The organism is Peribacillus sp. NPDC076916, assembly GCF_050269675.1.
Taxonomy (GTDB): domain Bacteria; phylum Bacillota; class Bacilli; order Bacillales; family DSM-1321; genus Peribacillus; species Peribacillus aracenensis.
On sequence record NZ_JBNNIU010000004.1, the window covers coordinates 421989 to 437069 of the forward strand.

Genomic DNA, 15081 nt, shown 5'->3' on the forward strand with positions numbered 1-15081 from the left:
CGGCCTCCGCTTTTTGCTTTGCCAAGTCCTCCTTTTCACTCATCTATATCACCCGCTTTCCGGTTTTCGCTTCGTAACGGATTTTTTCTTTTAATTTATTGATCCCATAAATAAGTGCAGCTGGATTGGGGGGACAACCCGGTATATATACATCGACAGGTACAATTTGATCTACCCCCTTGACCACTGAGTAAGAGTGAACATAAGGCCCACCAGCAGTTGCACAGGATCCCATTGCAATAACCCATTTCGGTTCTGGCATTTGTTCGTATAATCTACTTATTATTGGCGCCATTTTTTTCGTTACCGTTCCTGAAACAATCATGACATCCGATTGTCTGGGTGATGTCCGAAAAAATGAACCAAAGCGGTCCAAATCATAATGGGAGGAACCGACACCCATCATTTCAATTGCACAACATGCCAAACCGAAAGTCATTGGCCAGAGTGAGTTACTTCTAGCCCAGCCTTTTATTTGCTCAAGTGTGGATAAAAAAATGCTATGGCGTATTTCTTCCATTTCTTTTGGGGTAAGTTCATCCAGCTTCAATTCCACTTTAACACCTTCTTTTTCCAAGCGTAAATTAGCCCAAGCATTAGGATCAGGACAAAAAACAGCATTTCAATCAATGCAAACAGTCCGAGTTCATCATAGGCAACCGCCCATGGGTAAAGAAAAACCGTTTCTACATCAAATATGACGAACATCAATCCGAATAGGTAATACCTGACATTGAATTGAACCCTTGAATCCTGAAAAGGCTCAATCCCACTTTCATACGTCGTATATTTCATATCTGTCGGCTTATAAGGCCTTAGCAGTCTACCAAGAAATAATGCGATCACAGGTAATAAAATGCCGAGACAAAGGAAAACAAATACAATTAAATAATTATTTTGGTAAATATGCAGCTGTCCCATGTTCATCTCCCTTTATGGATAAATCATGTTAAATGGGTACGATTCAAATTTGCTTGTCTTCTTTTTGGATAGCGTTTTAAATATTATGCAGGGTAACACTCTTTTAGAAGCAACGTGAAAGGAGGGGATATGAAGTAATAAATGTAAGCGTATACATTATAACATTAGGATAAAATCATGTCGACGAGTTAAGGTATAAAATGGAAAATACTTTACTCTATAATTCGACCTTTTTTTACTAATTCCTATATTAAATGCCAATAATCCTCAAAAACCTTTTGAATAAAAAAACACCTGATCTTACCACGAATGGTTTGATCAGGTGTTTTCATAAATTAAAGTTATCGCATTTCTGCAATTTGGATTCGGTTGATGGCACGTTTAAGCGCTAAATCAGCTCTTTTGGCATCATTTGATCCATCATTGTTCTGCAATCTTTGTTCAGCACGGGCTTTTGCTGCTTGAGCGCGTGCAAGATCGATAGTTTCAGCTCTTTCAGCAGATTGAGCCAAAATGGTTACCACATCAGGGCGAACTTCCAAGAAGCCACCATTTACAGCTACATAGTCTGTGTTGCTTCCATTCTTAAGACGGACAGCACCAATGGTAAGCGGGGCTACAGTTGGAACGTGTCCAGCCATGATTCCCAGCTCACCGCTTTTAGCTTTAGTGCTTACCATTTCAACTTCTGCATCATATACTGGGCCATCGGGAGTAACAACATTGACTTTAATGGTCTTCATTTCATTCCCTCCTAGGTCCCTTTAATTAAGCCATTTCTTTTGCTTTAGCAACAACTTCTTCGATGCGGCCAACTAGACGGAAAGCATCTTCAGGAAGTTCGTCATATTTTCCAGCTAGGATATCTTTGAATCCTTGGACTGTTTCTTTAACTGGTACATAAGATCCTTTTTGACCAGTGAATTGTTCAGCCACGTGGAAGTTTTGTGACAAGAAGTTTTGAATTCTACGAGCACGGGCAACGATTACTTTTTCGTCTTCGCTTAACTCGTCCATACCCAAGATCGCAATAATATCTTGAAGTTCTTTATATTTCTGTAAAGTTGATTGAACTTGACGGGCCACTTCATAGTGCTCAGCTCCAACGACTTCTGGGCTAAGAGCACGAGAAGAAGATGCCAATGGATCAACTGCTGGATAGATACCCATTTCAGAAAGCTTACGCTCAAGGTTAGTTGTTGCATCCAAGTGAGCGAAAGTTGTAGCTGGAGCCGGATCCGTATAGTCATCGGCAGGTACATAGATCGCTTGAATAGATGTAACAGAACCTTTATTAGTTGAAGTGATACGTTCTTGTAATTGACCCATTTCTGTAGCAAGCGTTGGTTGGTAACCTACCGCTGAAGGCATACGGCCTAGAAGGGCAGAAACCTCTGAACCTGCTTGAGTGAAACGGAAGATGTTATCGATGAAGAAAAGAACGTCTTGTCCTTGTTCGTCACGGAAATATTCAGCCATTGTCAAACCACTTAGAGCTACACGCATACGTGCTCCTGGTGGCTCGTTCATTTGTCCGAATACCATCGCTGTTTTCTTAATAACACCAGAATCAGTCATCTCGTAGAAAAGGTCATTTCCTTCACGAGTACGCTCACCTACACCAGCGAATACAGAGATACCGCCGTGCTCTTGTGCGATGTTATTAATAAGTTCTTGGATAAGTACAGTTTTACCTACACCAGCACCACCAAAGAGACCGATTTTACCACCTTTGATGTAAGGAGCAAGTAAATCTACTACTTTAATACCAGTTTCAAGAATTTCAACTGTTGTTGATAAGTCCTCAAAAGTTGGTGCTTGTCTGTGAATTGGATCACGACGCACCTCTGCAGTAAGTGGTTCAAATAGGTCAATGTTTTCCCCTAATACGTTGAAAACGCGGCCTAGAGTCACTTCACCTACAGGAACGGAAATTGGAGCTCCTGTATCAACAGTCTCTGCACCACGAGTTAAACCATCAGTGGAAGACATTGCTACAGTACGAACTGTATTATCACCTAGTTGAAGGGCTACTTCAAGAGTTAGTCCTGTACCAGACGCTGTATTTTCGATTCTTAACGCGTTATAGATCTTAGGAAGTTGTCCGTCTTCGAATTTCACGTCAACAACCGGACCCATAACTTGAGTAACGCGTCCTATATTCATCGTTTTCCCTCCTAACGTTGCTTATAACGACTATCGAGATTATGGAACGGCCAAGCTTCGTCCGGGCCGACCGTCCCCTTTTATGATTTTATTCTAAAGCTGCTGCACCGCCGACAATTTCCGTGATTTCTTGAGTAATTGCGGCCTGACGTGCACGGTTATATTGCAATGAAAGCGAATCGATCAATTCTTTCGCATTATCGGTTGCATTTTTCATTGCAGTCATACGTGCAGAGTGCTCACTTGCTTTACCATCTAATAAAGCACCATAAATTAAACTTTCTGCGTACTGAGGTAGTAATACCTCAAGAATTTCTTCTGCATTCGGTTCGAATTCATAAGAAGTCAATGCTGCATTGGAAGTATTAAAGTCAGCTAAAGGAAGGACTTGCGTTTCCGTTACATCCTGCTGGATTGGGCTGACATAATGGTTATAGTACATATAAAGCTCATCACACAGTTCATTTAGATACAAATTCACTGTTGATTTAGCAAGGGAGCTAATGTCAGCGAAAGACGGCTGATCAGGAACCCCAGTTACTTCAAGCTCTACGTGCATATTACGGCTGACAAAGAAATCACGGCCAACCCTTCCGATTGCGATAATGACGAACTCATCATTGGATTTATGGCGTTCAAGAATAGTTTTATGAACGTGGCGAAGGATGCTACTGTTGTATGCTCCTGCCAATCCGCGGTCCGATGTGATTACCAGGTAACCGGTTTTCTTCACTGGACGTGAGACAAGCATTGGATGAGATGCACCCGTACTTCCGTTCGCAATACTTGATACTACTTCTTGAATTTTTTCCATATATGGAACATATGCCTTAGCATTAGCTTCAGCACGGTTCATTTTAGAAGCAGATACCATCTGCATCGCTTTAGTAATTTGACTCGTCTTTTTCGTTGAAGTAATCCGAGACTTAATATCGCGTAAAGAGGCCATTCATTCTCACCACCCTTTATAAATTAGTTAGACCTTATTATTCAGAAATAACGAAATTCTTTTTGAACTCGTTAATTGCAGCAACGATAGCAGCGTCTTCAGGAAGACCTTTAGTTGTGCGAATGTGATCTAATAATTCTGGATGAGAACGATCTAGGAACACATAGTATTCTTCTTCAAAACGAAGGATATCCGATACTGGAATATCATCTAGATGACCTTTAGTCAATGCATAGAAAATCATGACTTGTTTTTCAACTTTAATTGGTTTATTTAGATCTTGCTTAAGAACTTCAACTGTACGAGCACCACGGTTAAGTTTTGCTTGAGTAGCAGCATCAAGATCAGAACCGAATTGAGAGAATGCTTCCAATTCACGATAAGAAGCTAAGTCCAGACGTAATGTACCCGCAACTTTTTTCATCGCTTTAATTTGTGCAGATCCACCAACACGGGATACGGAAAGACCAGCGTTAATCGCAGGACGTACACCTGAGAAGAACAAATCGGATTGTAAGAAGATTTGTCCGTCTGTGATGGAAATAACGTTTGTTGGAATGTAAGCAGAGATATCGCCTGCTTGTGTTTCAACAAATGGAAGCGCAGTAATTGAACCGGCACCTAAAGTGTCATTCAATTTAGCTGCACGCTCAAGTAAGCGGGAGTGCAAGTAGAATACATCCCCAGGGAATGCTTCACGACCTGGAGGACGGCGAAGAAGCAAGGAAAGTTCACGGTATGCTGATGCTTGTTTAGAAAGATCATCATATACCACTAAAACGTGCTTGCCAGCGAACATGAACTCTTCACCCATAGTCACACCAGCATATGGAGCTAGATATAAAAGTGGTGCTGGTTGAGAAGCTGATGCAGATACAACAATTGTGTAATCTAGTGCACCATTTTTACGTAGTGTCTCAACTGTTCCACGAACTGTTGATTCTTTTTGACCAATAGCAACATAAATACAGATCATGTCTTGGTCAGCTTGGTTAAGGATTGTATCGATCGCAACTGATGTTTTACCAGTTTGACGGTCACCAATGATTAACTCACGTTGTCCGCGTCCGATTGGCACTAGAGCATCGATCGCTTTAATCCCTGTTTGTAATGGTTCATGAACAGATTTACGGTCCATAACACCTGTTGCAGGGCTTTCGATTGGACGAGTTTTTGTTGTAGCGATTGGACCAAGACCATCTAATGGTTGTCCTAGCGGATTCACGACACGTCCGATTAATTCTTCTCCAACTGGCACTTCCATGATACGGCCAGTACGGCGTACTTCACTGCCTTCTTGAATGTCTCTGAATGGTCCAAGAATAACAACACCTACATTATTTTGCTCAAGGTTTTGTGCCAATCCCATTGAACCATTAGAAAATTCTAAGAGCTCCCCAGCCATTGCATTATCTAAACCATGAACGCGAGCGATACCATCACCAACAGTGATTACTGTACCTACATCGCTTACTTTAATTTCCGACTGATAGTTTTCAATCTGCTTTTTAATCAGCGCACTGATTTCTTCAGCTTTGATGCTCATGAATTTCACCCCTATCTGTGAATATTAACCTAATAGTTGTTTGCTAAGGCGATCAAGCTTCCCGCTTATCGTGCCGTCATAAATACGGTTACCGATTTGAAGTTTGATGCCGCCAAGAATATTGCTATCCGTAACATTAGTGATACGCAAATTACGTTTGCCGATTTTTGCAGCAAAAGCTGAAGACACAGCTTCCGCTTCAGCTTCAGTTAAAGGATTAACTGTATAAACAGTCGCATCCGCTACTGAATTTTCTTCATTCGCAAGTTCAATGAACTCTTGTGCCATAGCAGTCACTTCACCTGTACGATGACGCTCCACCATTAACATTACAGTATTTTGAACGGAAGACGAAAGACTTGCAAATGCATTTGCAAGCAATGTATTTTTTGCATCGCTAGTCATTTTAGGATGAGCCAAGAAGTTCAATAGCTCTTTATCATTTGTGAAAACTTCATTCACTATGCGAAGCTCTTCTTCAAGTTGGTTAATGAGATTTTGCTCTTTCGCAATTTGGAAAAGAGCTACAGCATAACGTCCTGCTACAGTTATATCGCTCATTTACCTTCTCCTGCCTCTTGAATATATTCATTGATTAGTTTTTCTTGATCAGCTGATGAAAGTTCTTTCTCAATCACCTTAGAGGCGATCATAACAGATAATGAAGCTACTTGCTCGCGTAAGGCGGCAACTGCTTTTTCTCTCTCTTGAACGATTTCACGTTTTGCTGATTCTTTAACACGCTCAGCTTCTGCACGCGCTTGTTTAATGATATCTTCGCGTTGTGCTTCGCCTTGCTGCTTAGCATTCTCTATAAGTTGTCCCGCTTCAGTACGAGATTGTTTTACGATTTCACGCTGTTCTTCTAAATATTTCAGTGCTTCTTTTCTACTAACTTCAGCTGCTTCAATTTCATTCGCAACATGCTCTTCACGTTCTTTCATGATGCCCATTAGCGGACCCCATGCAAACTTCTTAAGCAACGCTAACAAAATAATAAAGATTACAAGCTGGTATATGATATCCCCACCATTAAATGCTTGACCAAGAACATAATTGCTTGTTAACACGCTCGGTTCACTCCCTTCATGAGATTCACTATTGAAGTTCTGTATTTTCGATTGACAGTATCACTGTCATAAATGTCATTTAACACAGAGCAATGGCGAAGGTTCTCCTTGGATCATCTTCGCCATTATTGAACTTTTTCAAGTTATCTTATTTACCCATTACAATAAACGCGATAACTACAGCGATGATTGGAAGTGCCTCAACTAACGCAATACCAACGAACATTGTAGTTTGAAGCATACCACGAGCTTCTGGCTGACGAGCCATTCCTTCAATTGTACGCCCTACGATAAGACCATTACCAATACCCGCACCTAGTGCACCTAATCCAACTGCGATAGCAGCAGCTATAAGACCTAAAGAACCTGTCATGATAAATTTCCTCCTTGAAATGTTGTTTTATTTTTTCATCAATATAATGTTCATAATGAACAATATTTATAATTAATGGTCGTCACTTACTTTATGGGAAAGATAAACCATCGTTAACATAGTAAAGATAAAAGCTTGAATGGAGCCGACAAAGATACTAAATCCTTCCCAAGCTAACATTGGTAGTGCAGCAGTGGCTGCACCCACAACACCACTTGTTCCTAGTCCAGCAAGTAAAGTTAATAGTAACTCACCCGCATAAATATTCCCGTAAAGCCGCAATCCTAGAGTTAACGTATTAGCGAACTCCTCAATAATCTTTAACGGAAACAAGAAACCCATTGGTTGGACATAAGTCTTGGCATAATTTTTCATGCCTCTCATCTTGATACCATAATAATGAGTTAAACCCAATACCATAACTGCCAAGGTTAAAGTTATTGCTGGATCAGATGTAGGTGATTTCCACCAAAGTTCATGTCCTATTACAATTGAGAACGGCAATCCTAACATGTTTGAAACAAATACGTACAAAATTAATGTCATTCCCAACATAAGGAACTGACCACCCGTACGCCAATCCATATTGCTGTTGATGATGTTTTTCACAAAATCCATAACCCATTCGATAAAGTTTTGGATTCCTGTTGGCTTCATCGCAAGTTTTCGAGTTGCTGCTACAGCAATAATGAAGACAATGAGACTTGCGATAGTCATCATAAGAACATTAGCCAAGTTGAAATGTATTCCAGTATCCATAAATTCCCACATAGGAGCTTCATGATTCAACAGTATTCACCTCTCTTCTTTACTACCTACGTATGTTTTGCATAAAATAATCTATCATAATGACAAAGTAAACTGTCATTAATCCCAATACCACGCAGACCACTTGAAACTCGTCAGGATATCTCAATGCAATAATTGCAGCTAAACCCGCTACAGACATTCTAGTTAAACTACCAAGGGAGCGCGTTTTCTTGCCTTCGGCAACCTCTTGGGCGAACTTTTTGTTCTTTTTGACCATTGACCAGAATATAAATAGGCTGAAGGCAGTTCCAAGCAATAATCCTTGGAAGACTGAATCATGTGAAGTGAAGCCCACCCCGAGTATATAAATACCCATTAAATACAACATGTATTTTAGCTGCCTATTGAACATTTTTTCCAATTCTAGCATTTTGTCATGTAATCTCCCTAGAAATATTGTAGTATCTGTGTTTAGCTAGGGAATTTGCCCGTAACAAGTCCAAATAGAAGGTCAAAAACCATCTTCTATTTGACACGTTATTAACGTATGAAACCCCTCTCATTTTACATCCTTAGTTAGCATACAATAGGCTAGAATCATTGTCAATGAGTGGTTAGTGAAATTTGTCACAGGTTTGTAATTATTAACGAATTGTTCACAAATTATCTTTTTTATACTATTGACATCCATTTTATTTTACTTATTAACCTCTATTCACTCAATAAGTAACGTCTTTTCTATCCGATCTTCCCTTCCACCCTTTCTCGCAAAAATTATCGCTTTATACACACCTTTAGGCGGTAAGTTCTTTTTCAATACATCTTTTTTGATCAAACCGGAAGGTGCTGATTTGGACCAATCCAAATATCCAGCGAATTTCAAGCTATCTTCCTCATAAAGGGCAATACCGAATTCTTCAGCCCCGCGCGGAAGGTACATTTCGTATCGATATGTGCCTTTCTGGTCCCCTTGGCCAAAGTCGAATCCCATTATCCTTGGGTAATCAGGCTCTTCTTTTACATATAAATAAGGAAGGGATATTTTTTTGGTTCCTTCCATTATTATGAGGTATCCATCAAAGACTCCTTTTTTAAGCTTGGCTGGGTTGACCTGAAGCCCCACTTTTATCCGTTTTTTCTCCTTCGGATTCAAAGTAAGGGATTTTGGCAATTCCCAAGTAAGTCCCGTCTCTTTCAACGGAACCATGAAGGAGTACTTCCTCATTTCCGTTCCGGTATTTTCTATGACTATCGTTTCATGATGTTCTTCAATTCCTTCTTTTTTCGTATACATCCCAAAGGACAATGAACTCGGACTCAAGAGCGTGTCCGCTTTTAATGCTTCGTCGACCTGGATGCGTCCAGCCCCCTGTTCGTATGTGTGATACAATTGATTCGTAGATTTCCTCAATGGTTTGGAAGTGCTCATCAATGCAGATTTCACTTGCTCAGGATTCCATTCGGGGTGTTTTTGCAGGATTAAGGCGCATGCTCCTGCAACATGCGGTGCGGACATACTTGTTCCATCCAAGGACATATATCCTTTAGGGATGGTACTTTCAATTTCCACTCCCGGTGCCAATACGTCAGGCTTTATTCCCCATGATACGGTTACCGGGCCCCTGGAGCTAAAATCTGCGAGCTTATCCTGCTCGTTCTTATAAACAAATTGAACGGTTTTGCTCTGTCCTTGCTCCATGATTTGCTTTAGCTGCAATCCATCTCTTCTATTAATAGAAGCAGCCGGGATGTTCATTTCTTTTTCCAAGCTTCCAGTAAAGGTCCCGCTTGTATTATTATAAACAATTACCCCCTTTGCACCTGCCTTTTCTGCATTGGATACTTTCTGCTGGAAAGTAAGTGTACCACGTTCCATCAACACAATCTTATCCCGAACATGTTTCAAGTCCTCTTCATTGCCCAGACCCCCAAATATGACATCCTCGGAAAACGTCAGGTTCCATTTTTTAGAGCCTTGAAACACGGTTAAATGCGATTGATGCTTTTTCGACCCAAGCCCGTAAATCATATACGGAACCCTTAAGGGAGGCGTCGATGCCCCAACGGAAATCGCTTTTTCCGCTGTTCCGGGTGAGCCTACGGTCCATACAGCCGGACCGGAATTCCCGTTGGATGTCACGGCAACGATGCCGCTTTCCACAGCCTTATTCAAAGCAAGGGAAATAGGTAAATCAGGGCCATTTACGTTATTGCCAAGAGAGAGGTTCAATACATCCACCTTATCCTTCATGGCTGACTCAATAGCCATCAAGACTTGGTCTGTATCTCCTGCACCACCTGGTCCCAAAGCTCGATATGCATATATCTCCGCTTCTGGTGCGACGCCTTTCATTTTTCCATTGGCTGCAATGATGCCCGCCACATGAGTCCCATGTAATGTATCCAGGTCGCCTTGATTTTTGGTTTCCATCGGATTTTCATCACCATCTACCAGATCCTTCCCTCCTTTATAAGCACGTTGCAAATCCGGATGTGTATAATCGATGCCGGTATCTATGATTCCTACTTTTACCCCTTTCCCGGTAATCCGGTGATTCTCCTTATCAAAGAAACCCCTGGCCCTTCCCCCTCCTATGTATGGGACACTTTTATCCAACACCGCTTGATAAACGGATACTTCCGTTACAGCCTGAATTTCATCCTCCTTTTTGAGTTGTTCTATCTCATTCATTTTCCCCTGAACGGAAAATCCATTCAAGGCAACTGAATAAACATTCCTTAATTGAAGGGACGGATATTTTTCAATCAGTTTTTCGATTTTTTTTCGTTGAAACACCTTATCCATCGTGACAACAACCGTTACTTCCTTAGATTCAGATAGTTTTGGTAAAGGCGGCAGAATGACGGATGCCAATCCCTTTTCATTTTGATAAATAAATATAAAAAGGAAAACAAATACTATAAACGTTTTCTTTCCCAACATAATCATCCCCTTAGCAGTTATCTTTTCTCAACAACCTTGGAGTATGCAAATAAAAAAAGGAAAAGCGCATGGCTTTTCCTTTTTTATGAGTCAAATCTAGCTGGCGGCATGTCTGCTTGCTTAAAATAGTAACGGATGGCTTCAGCGATGCGGACCGAAGCATTTCCATCCCCATAAGGATTGGAAGCTTTGGACATTTTTTCGTGCATCTCTTGATCGGTAAGCAATTCATGTGCCAAGTTATATATGTTTTTTTCATCAGTACCCGCCAATTTTAAGGTTCCAGCAGCAATCCCCTCGGGACGTTCAGTCGTATCCCTTAAAACTAGGACAGGTACACCAAGTGACGGTGCCTCTTCCTGGATTCCTCCAGAATCAGTCAAAATCAGATAGGCTCTTGAAGCGAAGTTGTGGAAATCCAATACATCCAGCGGTTCAATCAAATGAACCCGCGGATCGTCCCCGAGAATTTCGTTTGCCAATTCCTGAACAAGCGGATTTAAATGGACAGGATATACCACTTGAACGTCATCATGCTCAGCAATGATTCTCTTTACGGCCCTAAAGATATTCCTCATGGGTTCTCCAAGGTTTTCCCTGCGATGGGCGGTAAGCAAAATGAGCCTGTCTTCTCCAAGTCCATTTAAAACCGGGTGGGAATATGTGGAACGCACAGTAGTTTTTAAAGCATCTGTTGCCGTATTCCCCGTCACGAAGATATTATCCTTCTTGTTTTCGTTAAGCAGATTCTCCTCCGCTTTCGATGTCGGCGCAAAATGCAAATCTGCCATAGTACCAGTAAGCTGCCGATTCATCTCTTCCGGATAGGGGGAATACTTATTCCATGTGCGCAGCCCCGCTTCAACATGCCCAATGACAATTTGATTATAAAAAGCTGCCAGACTTGCGACAAACGTCGTGGTTGTATCACCGTGTACAAGAACAATATCAGGTTTAGCTTCCTTCATTACTGAATCAAGACCATTTAATGCTCTTGTTGTAATGTCAGCAAGCGTTTGCCTTTCCTTCATTATGTCCAAGTCATAGTCCGGCTGTATGGAAAATAGTTCGAGAACTTGATCTAACATTTGCCGATGCTGAGCCGTAACAGCAACGATCGGCTTGAAATATTCTGGGTGTTTTTGAAATTCGAGTACTAAGGGAGCCATTTTGACAGCTTCTGGTCTCGTTCCGAAAATGGTCATGACTTTTATCGGTTCATTCATTCGTGACACCTCAGTTTCTTTCCTTATTTTGTGCCGAATAAACGATCTCCCGCGTCTCCAAGACCTGGAACGATATACCCGTGTTCATTCAGTTTTTCGTCAAGACCCGCAATATAAATATCAACATCAGGATGGGCTTCTTTCAATGCCTCTACACCCTCTGGAGCTGCAATCAAACACATGAATTTAATATTGACTGCACCGCGCTTTTTAATGGAATGGATCGCTTCGATGGCTGATCCGCCAGTGGCTAACATCGGGTCAACGACAATGCATTCCCTTTCTGCCAAATCGCTTGGCATTTTGGCATAATACTCCACCGGTTTCAATGTTTCAGGATCACGGTAAAGTCCAACATGTCCGACCTTTGCAGCAGGAATCAGCTTAATGATCCCGTCCACCATCCCTATGCCTGCACGTAAAATCGGGACGATACCCACTTTTTTACCAGAAAGCATTTTCACTTTCGCTGTGCTTACAGGCGTTTGGATTTCCACCTCTTCCAGTGGCATATCCCTCGTGATTTCAAATGCCATCAATGATGCAACTTCATCCACTAGTTCACGGAATTCTTTTGTTCCTGTATTTATATCACGTATATAGGCTAATTTGTGTTGAATTAACGGGTGATCGAAAACATAAACTTTTCCCATTTAGCATCTCTCCAATTCCATTGCTTAGTTTTGCGCTTTTTTATAATTTCCCTAATCGAATAGAAAAATTTTCGTGTCTTTTAAAATTCACTTCAACCTATTTTACAGAAAAAAGTTTCAATCTTCAATAAAGGTTTAGATGTCAGACCTATTTTCACTATTCGGATTCTTCTAACACCACCCTTACAATAAGATAAAAAAAACCGCTCCCTTTAAAAGGGAGCAGCTACGATATTACAATGAAGGATATAATTCAAATTTGCTCGCTAATGATTCAACACGCTGTTTTGCTTCTTCAAGTTTAGCTGCGTCTTCATTATTTTTCAAAACAAGTCCGATGATTGCAGCTATTTCATCCATGTCTTCCAATCCAAAGCCACGTGATGTCACCGCCGCAGTCCCAATGCGTATACCGCTGGTAACGAATGGTTTTTCCGGGTCATAAGGAATCGCATTTTTGTTCACGGTAATACCAATTTCATCCAAAACATGTTCTGCGATTTTTCCCGTTAATCCAGTAGAGCGCACATCAAGAAGAATCAAATGATTGTCCGTTCCATCAGAAACAAGGGTGAACCCTTCTTTCTTCAAACCTTCGCCCAAACGTTTAGCATTATCGATGATTTGTTGTGCATATACTTTAAATTCATCTTGAAGCGCTTCGCCGAATGCAACAGCCTTAGCGGATATAACATGCATCAACGGGCCGCCTTGAATTCCAGGGAAAATGGATTTATCGATTTTCTTACCGAATTCTTCTTTACAGATGATCATCCCTCCGCGTGGTCCGCGAAGTGTTTTATGAGTGGTTGTCGTTACAAAGTCAGCATAAGGAATCGGGCTTTGATGTAATCCAGCCGCAACCAAACCTGCAATATGCGCCATATCGACCATTAAATAAGCCCCGACTTCATCTGCAATTTCACGGAATCGCTTGAAGTCAATTTCCCGCGGATATGCACTCGCACCCGCTACGATCAATTTAGGTTTGTGCTGACGCGCTTTTTCCAATACATCATTGTAATCGATACGGTGATCTTTTTCGTCTACACCATATTCAACAAAATTATAGTTAACGCCACTGAAGTTAACTGGACTTCCATGTGTTAAGTGACCTCCATGCGAAAGGTTCATCCCAAGCACTGTGTCTCCAGTTTGAAGAACAGTAAAGTAAACGGCCATATTGGCTTGAGCTCCAGAGTGGGGCTGTACGTTCACATACTCCCCTCCGAAAATTTCTTTCGCACGCTCACGTGCTAGATCTTCAACGATGTCTACATACTCACATCCGCCATAGTAACGTTTTCCAGGGTATCCTTCTGCATACTTATTAGTCAAGACCGATCCTTGTGCTTCCATGACAGCTTCACTCACGAAGTTTTCAGAAGCAATAAGCTCAATTTTACTTCTTTGACGCCCTAATTCCAGTTGAATTGCGTTAAACACTTGCTCATCTTGCTTTGCTAAACGATTCATTCCGTAATTCCTCCTCAAATTGTGCGTGATTCGCTTTTTAGTATTTATGTGCAACATGCCTTCAAAAAAGCATGAAAAAGCCTTACCAATAGTTATTAGAAAATTCTACTCCATTTTAACATGTCTAATTTAGAAGTGATAGTCTAATTTTATCGAACGTTAAATGTTTTTTCTTTTAATAACGTTCGTATTTAACATTAAAATTATGCTAATTAGCTCTTTAACCCTATATTCCATAAGCAAAATCACTATTCTATTAGTACTATAAAGGCTTTACGATTTCGCTCTCATTCAATTAAAAAAACAGCATTCCCCATCCGAGAAATGCTGTCCCCCTTACCCATTAAGTACAACTCTTATTATCAGAAATGTCCTGATAAACGGCCCGCTCCCCGCCAATCAGTTTCGGACGTGTTTTTGCCATGGTCACATGTGCATGCCCTATTTCTTTAATGGCAGAGCGAATCGGAACCGCCACATGCTTCAGATGCATGCCAATGAAGGTGTCCCCAATGTCAATCCCCGCATCCGCTTTAATATGCTCGACAACGACAGCATCCTTCCATTGCTGATAGGCATACGTCGCCATCGATCCCCCAGCTGTTCTTACAGGTACAACCGAAACTTCTTCATAATCATATCGAACCGCGGTTTCCCTTTGTAAAACCAAGGCCCTGTTTAGATGTTCACAACATTGATAGGCAACCTGAACACCCGTTTTCCCTTGAAAATCCCTAACTACGGAAAAAATCATCCCTGCCACATCGAGCGTACCTTCAGTACCGATCCTTTTCCCGATCACTTCACTTGTACTGCAGCCGATCACCAGTAGCTGTTTCTCTTTTAAATCTGTCTGTTCTTGAAACTCATGTAAAAGTTCCCGAAACTGGTTTTCCCATATCCCAAGCTCATTTGAAAATGTAGCATCACTTCTCATGCAAACGCATCCTTTCAATAAGAAAACTTGCTATCGGTAGAAAAGGGTTCTCTCCAAAAAACCATAGAAA

Annotated in this window: 16 protein-coding genes; all 16 read right to left on the reverse strand. The window is 41.2% G+C overall.

Going from position 1 to position 15081, the window contains the following annotated elements; translation table 11 throughout:
• Window positions 1–43: 43 nt before the first annotated feature.
• Window positions 44–520, reverse strand: a complete 477-nt coding sequence (locus tag ACQKFG_RS15775) for a NuoB/complex I 20 kDa subunit family protein (RefSeq protein WP_179086075.1) — start codon at window positions 518–520, stop codon at window positions 44–46.
• Between the two features lie 26 nt (window positions 521–546).
• Window positions 547–921, reverse strand: coding sequence for an NADH-quinone oxidoreductase subunit A (locus ACQKFG_RS15780; protein ID WP_076368347.1), 375 nt, complete (start codon window positions 919–921; stop codon window positions 547–549).
• A 341-nt stretch (window positions 922–1262) separates the two neighbouring features.
• On the reverse strand, window positions 1263–1664 hold the full coding sequence (locus ACQKFG_RS15785) for a F0F1 ATP synthase subunit epsilon (protein WP_034315803.1): 402 nt from the start codon (window positions 1662–1664) through the stop codon (window positions 1263–1265).
• 25 nt (window positions 1665–1689) lie between these two features.
• A complete protein-coding gene (gene atpD, locus ACQKFG_RS15790) occupies window positions 1690–3087 on the reverse strand; it encodes a F0F1 ATP synthase subunit beta (RefSeq protein WP_192207249.1) in 1398 nt (465 codons plus the stop codon).
• A gap of 88 nt (window positions 3088–3175) precedes the next feature.
• Window positions 3176–4036: a F0F1 ATP synthase subunit gamma gene (locus ACQKFG_RS15795; RefSeq protein WP_192207250.1), complete on the reverse strand. Its 861-nt coding sequence runs from the start codon at window positions 4034–4036 to the stop codon at window positions 3176–3178.
• A gap of 37 nt (window positions 4037–4073) precedes the next feature.
• Window positions 4074–5582 (reverse strand): F0F1 ATP synthase subunit alpha, encoded by a 1509-nt coding sequence (atpA, locus tag ACQKFG_RS15800; protein WP_034315812.1) that lies wholly within the window; start codon window positions 5580–5582, stop codon window positions 4074–4076.
• 24 nt (window positions 5583–5606) lie between these two features.
• Window positions 5607–6143: a F0F1 ATP synthase subunit delta gene (locus ACQKFG_RS15805; RefSeq protein WP_192207251.1), complete on the reverse strand. Its 537-nt coding sequence runs from the start codon at window positions 6141–6143 to the stop codon at window positions 5607–5609.
• A complete protein-coding gene (atpF, locus tag ACQKFG_RS15810) occupies window positions 6140–6652 on the reverse strand; it encodes a F0F1 ATP synthase subunit B (RefSeq protein WP_192207252.1) in 513 nt (170 codons plus the stop codon). Before atpF ends, ACQKFG_RS15805 begins: the two co-directional genes overlap by 4 nt.
• A 148-nt stretch (window positions 6653–6800) precedes the next feature.
• Entirely contained in the window at window positions 6801–7025 is a 225-nt protein-coding gene (gene atpE, locus ACQKFG_RS15815; RefSeq protein ID WP_034315818.1) for a F0F1 ATP synthase subunit C, read from the reverse strand.
• A 72-nt stretch (window positions 7026–7097) separates the two neighbouring features.
• Window positions 7098–7814, reverse strand: a complete 717-nt coding sequence (atpB, locus tag ACQKFG_RS15820) for a F0F1 ATP synthase subunit A (RefSeq protein ID WP_192207253.1) — start codon at window positions 7812–7814, stop codon at window positions 7098–7100.
• Window positions 7815–7836: 22 nt separating this feature from the next.
• A complete protein-coding gene (locus tag ACQKFG_RS15825) occupies window positions 7837–8205 on the reverse strand; it encodes an ATP synthase subunit I (protein ID WP_192207254.1) in 369 nt (122 codons plus the stop codon).
• A 285-nt stretch (window positions 8206–8490) separates the two neighbouring features.
• Complete coding sequence (locus ACQKFG_RS15830; protein ID WP_427560497.1) at window positions 8491–10716, reverse strand: S8 family serine peptidase; 2226 nt, start codon at window positions 10714–10716, stop codon at window positions 8491–8493.
• Window positions 10717–10802: 86 nt separating this feature from the next.
• Window positions 10803–11945: a non-hydrolyzing UDP-N-acetylglucosamine 2-epimerase gene (gene wecB / locus ACQKFG_RS15835; protein WP_349728672.1), complete on the reverse strand. Its 1143-nt coding sequence runs from the start codon at window positions 11943–11945 to the stop codon at window positions 10803–10805.
• 23 nt (window positions 11946–11968) lie between these two features.
• The gene (upp, locus tag ACQKFG_RS15840) at window positions 11969–12598 is read right to left on the reverse strand and encodes a uracil phosphoribosyltransferase (RefSeq protein ID WP_034315825.1); all 630 of its coding nucleotides are present in this window, start codon (window positions 12596–12598) and stop codon (window positions 11969–11971) included.
• A 234-nt stretch (window positions 12599–12832) separates the two neighbouring features.
• Window positions 12833–14074: a serine hydroxymethyltransferase gene (gene glyA / locus ACQKFG_RS15845; RefSeq protein WP_192207256.1), complete on the reverse strand. Its 1242-nt coding sequence runs from the start codon at window positions 14072–14074 to the stop codon at window positions 12833–12835.
• Between the two features lie 343 nt (window positions 14075–14417).
• Window positions 14418–15011, reverse strand: coding sequence for a TIGR01440 family protein (locus ACQKFG_RS15850; protein ID WP_427560501.1), 594 nt, complete (start codon window positions 15009–15011; stop codon window positions 14418–14420).
• Window positions 15012–15081: the final 70 nt, after the last annotated feature.

Bases quoted from the DNA above. Each gene is read 5' to 3' on its own strand.
- atpD (WP_192207249.1), bottom strand. From the start codon at position 3,087: ATGAATATAGGACGCGTTACTCAAGTTATGGGTCCGGTTGTTGACGTG.
- ACQKFG_RS15850 (WP_427560501.1), bottom strand. From the start codon at position 15,011: ATGAGAAGTGATGCTACATTTTCAAATGAGCTTGGGATATGGGAAAAC.
- ACQKFG_RS15780 (WP_076368347.1), bottom strand. From the start codon at position 921: ATGGGACAGCTGCATATTTACCAAAATAATTATTTAATTGTATTTGTT.
- atpA (WP_034315812.1), bottom strand. From the start codon at position 5,582: ATGAGCATCAAAGCTGAAGAAATCAGTGCGCTGATTAAAAAGCAGATT.
- glyA (WP_192207256.1), bottom strand. From the start codon at position 14,074: ATGAATCGTTTAGCAAAGCAAGATGAGCAAGTGTTTAACGCAATTCAA.
- ACQKFG_RS15795 (WP_192207250.1), bottom strand. From the start codon at position 4,036: ATGGCCTCTTTACGCGATATTAAGTCTCGGATTACTTCAACGAAAAAG.
- upp (WP_034315825.1), bottom strand. From the start codon at position 12,598: ATGGGAAAAGTTTATGTTTTCGATCACCCGTTAATTCAACACAAATTA.
- ACQKFG_RS15805 (WP_192207251.1), bottom strand. From the start codon at position 6,143: ATGAGCGATATAACTGTAGCAGGACGTTATGCTGTAGCTCTTTTCCAA.
- atpE (WP_034315818.1), bottom strand. From the start codon at position 7,025: ATGACAGGTTCTTTAGGTCTTATAGCTGCTGCTATCGCAGTTGGATTA.
- ACQKFG_RS15775 (WP_179086075.1), bottom strand. From the start codon at position 520: ATGGAAGAAATACGCCATAGCATTTTTTTATCCACACTTGAGCAAATA.
- wecB (WP_349728672.1), bottom strand. From the start codon at position 11,945: ATGAATGAACCGATAAAAGTCATGACCATTTTCGGAACGAGACCAGAA.
- ACQKFG_RS15785 (WP_034315803.1), bottom strand. From the start codon at position 1,664: ATGAAGACCATTAAAGTCAATGTTGTTACTCCCGATGGCCCAGTATAT.
- ACQKFG_RS15825 (WP_192207254.1), bottom strand. From the start codon at position 8,205: ATGCTAGAATTGGAAAAAATGTTCAATAGGCAGCTAAAATACATGTTG.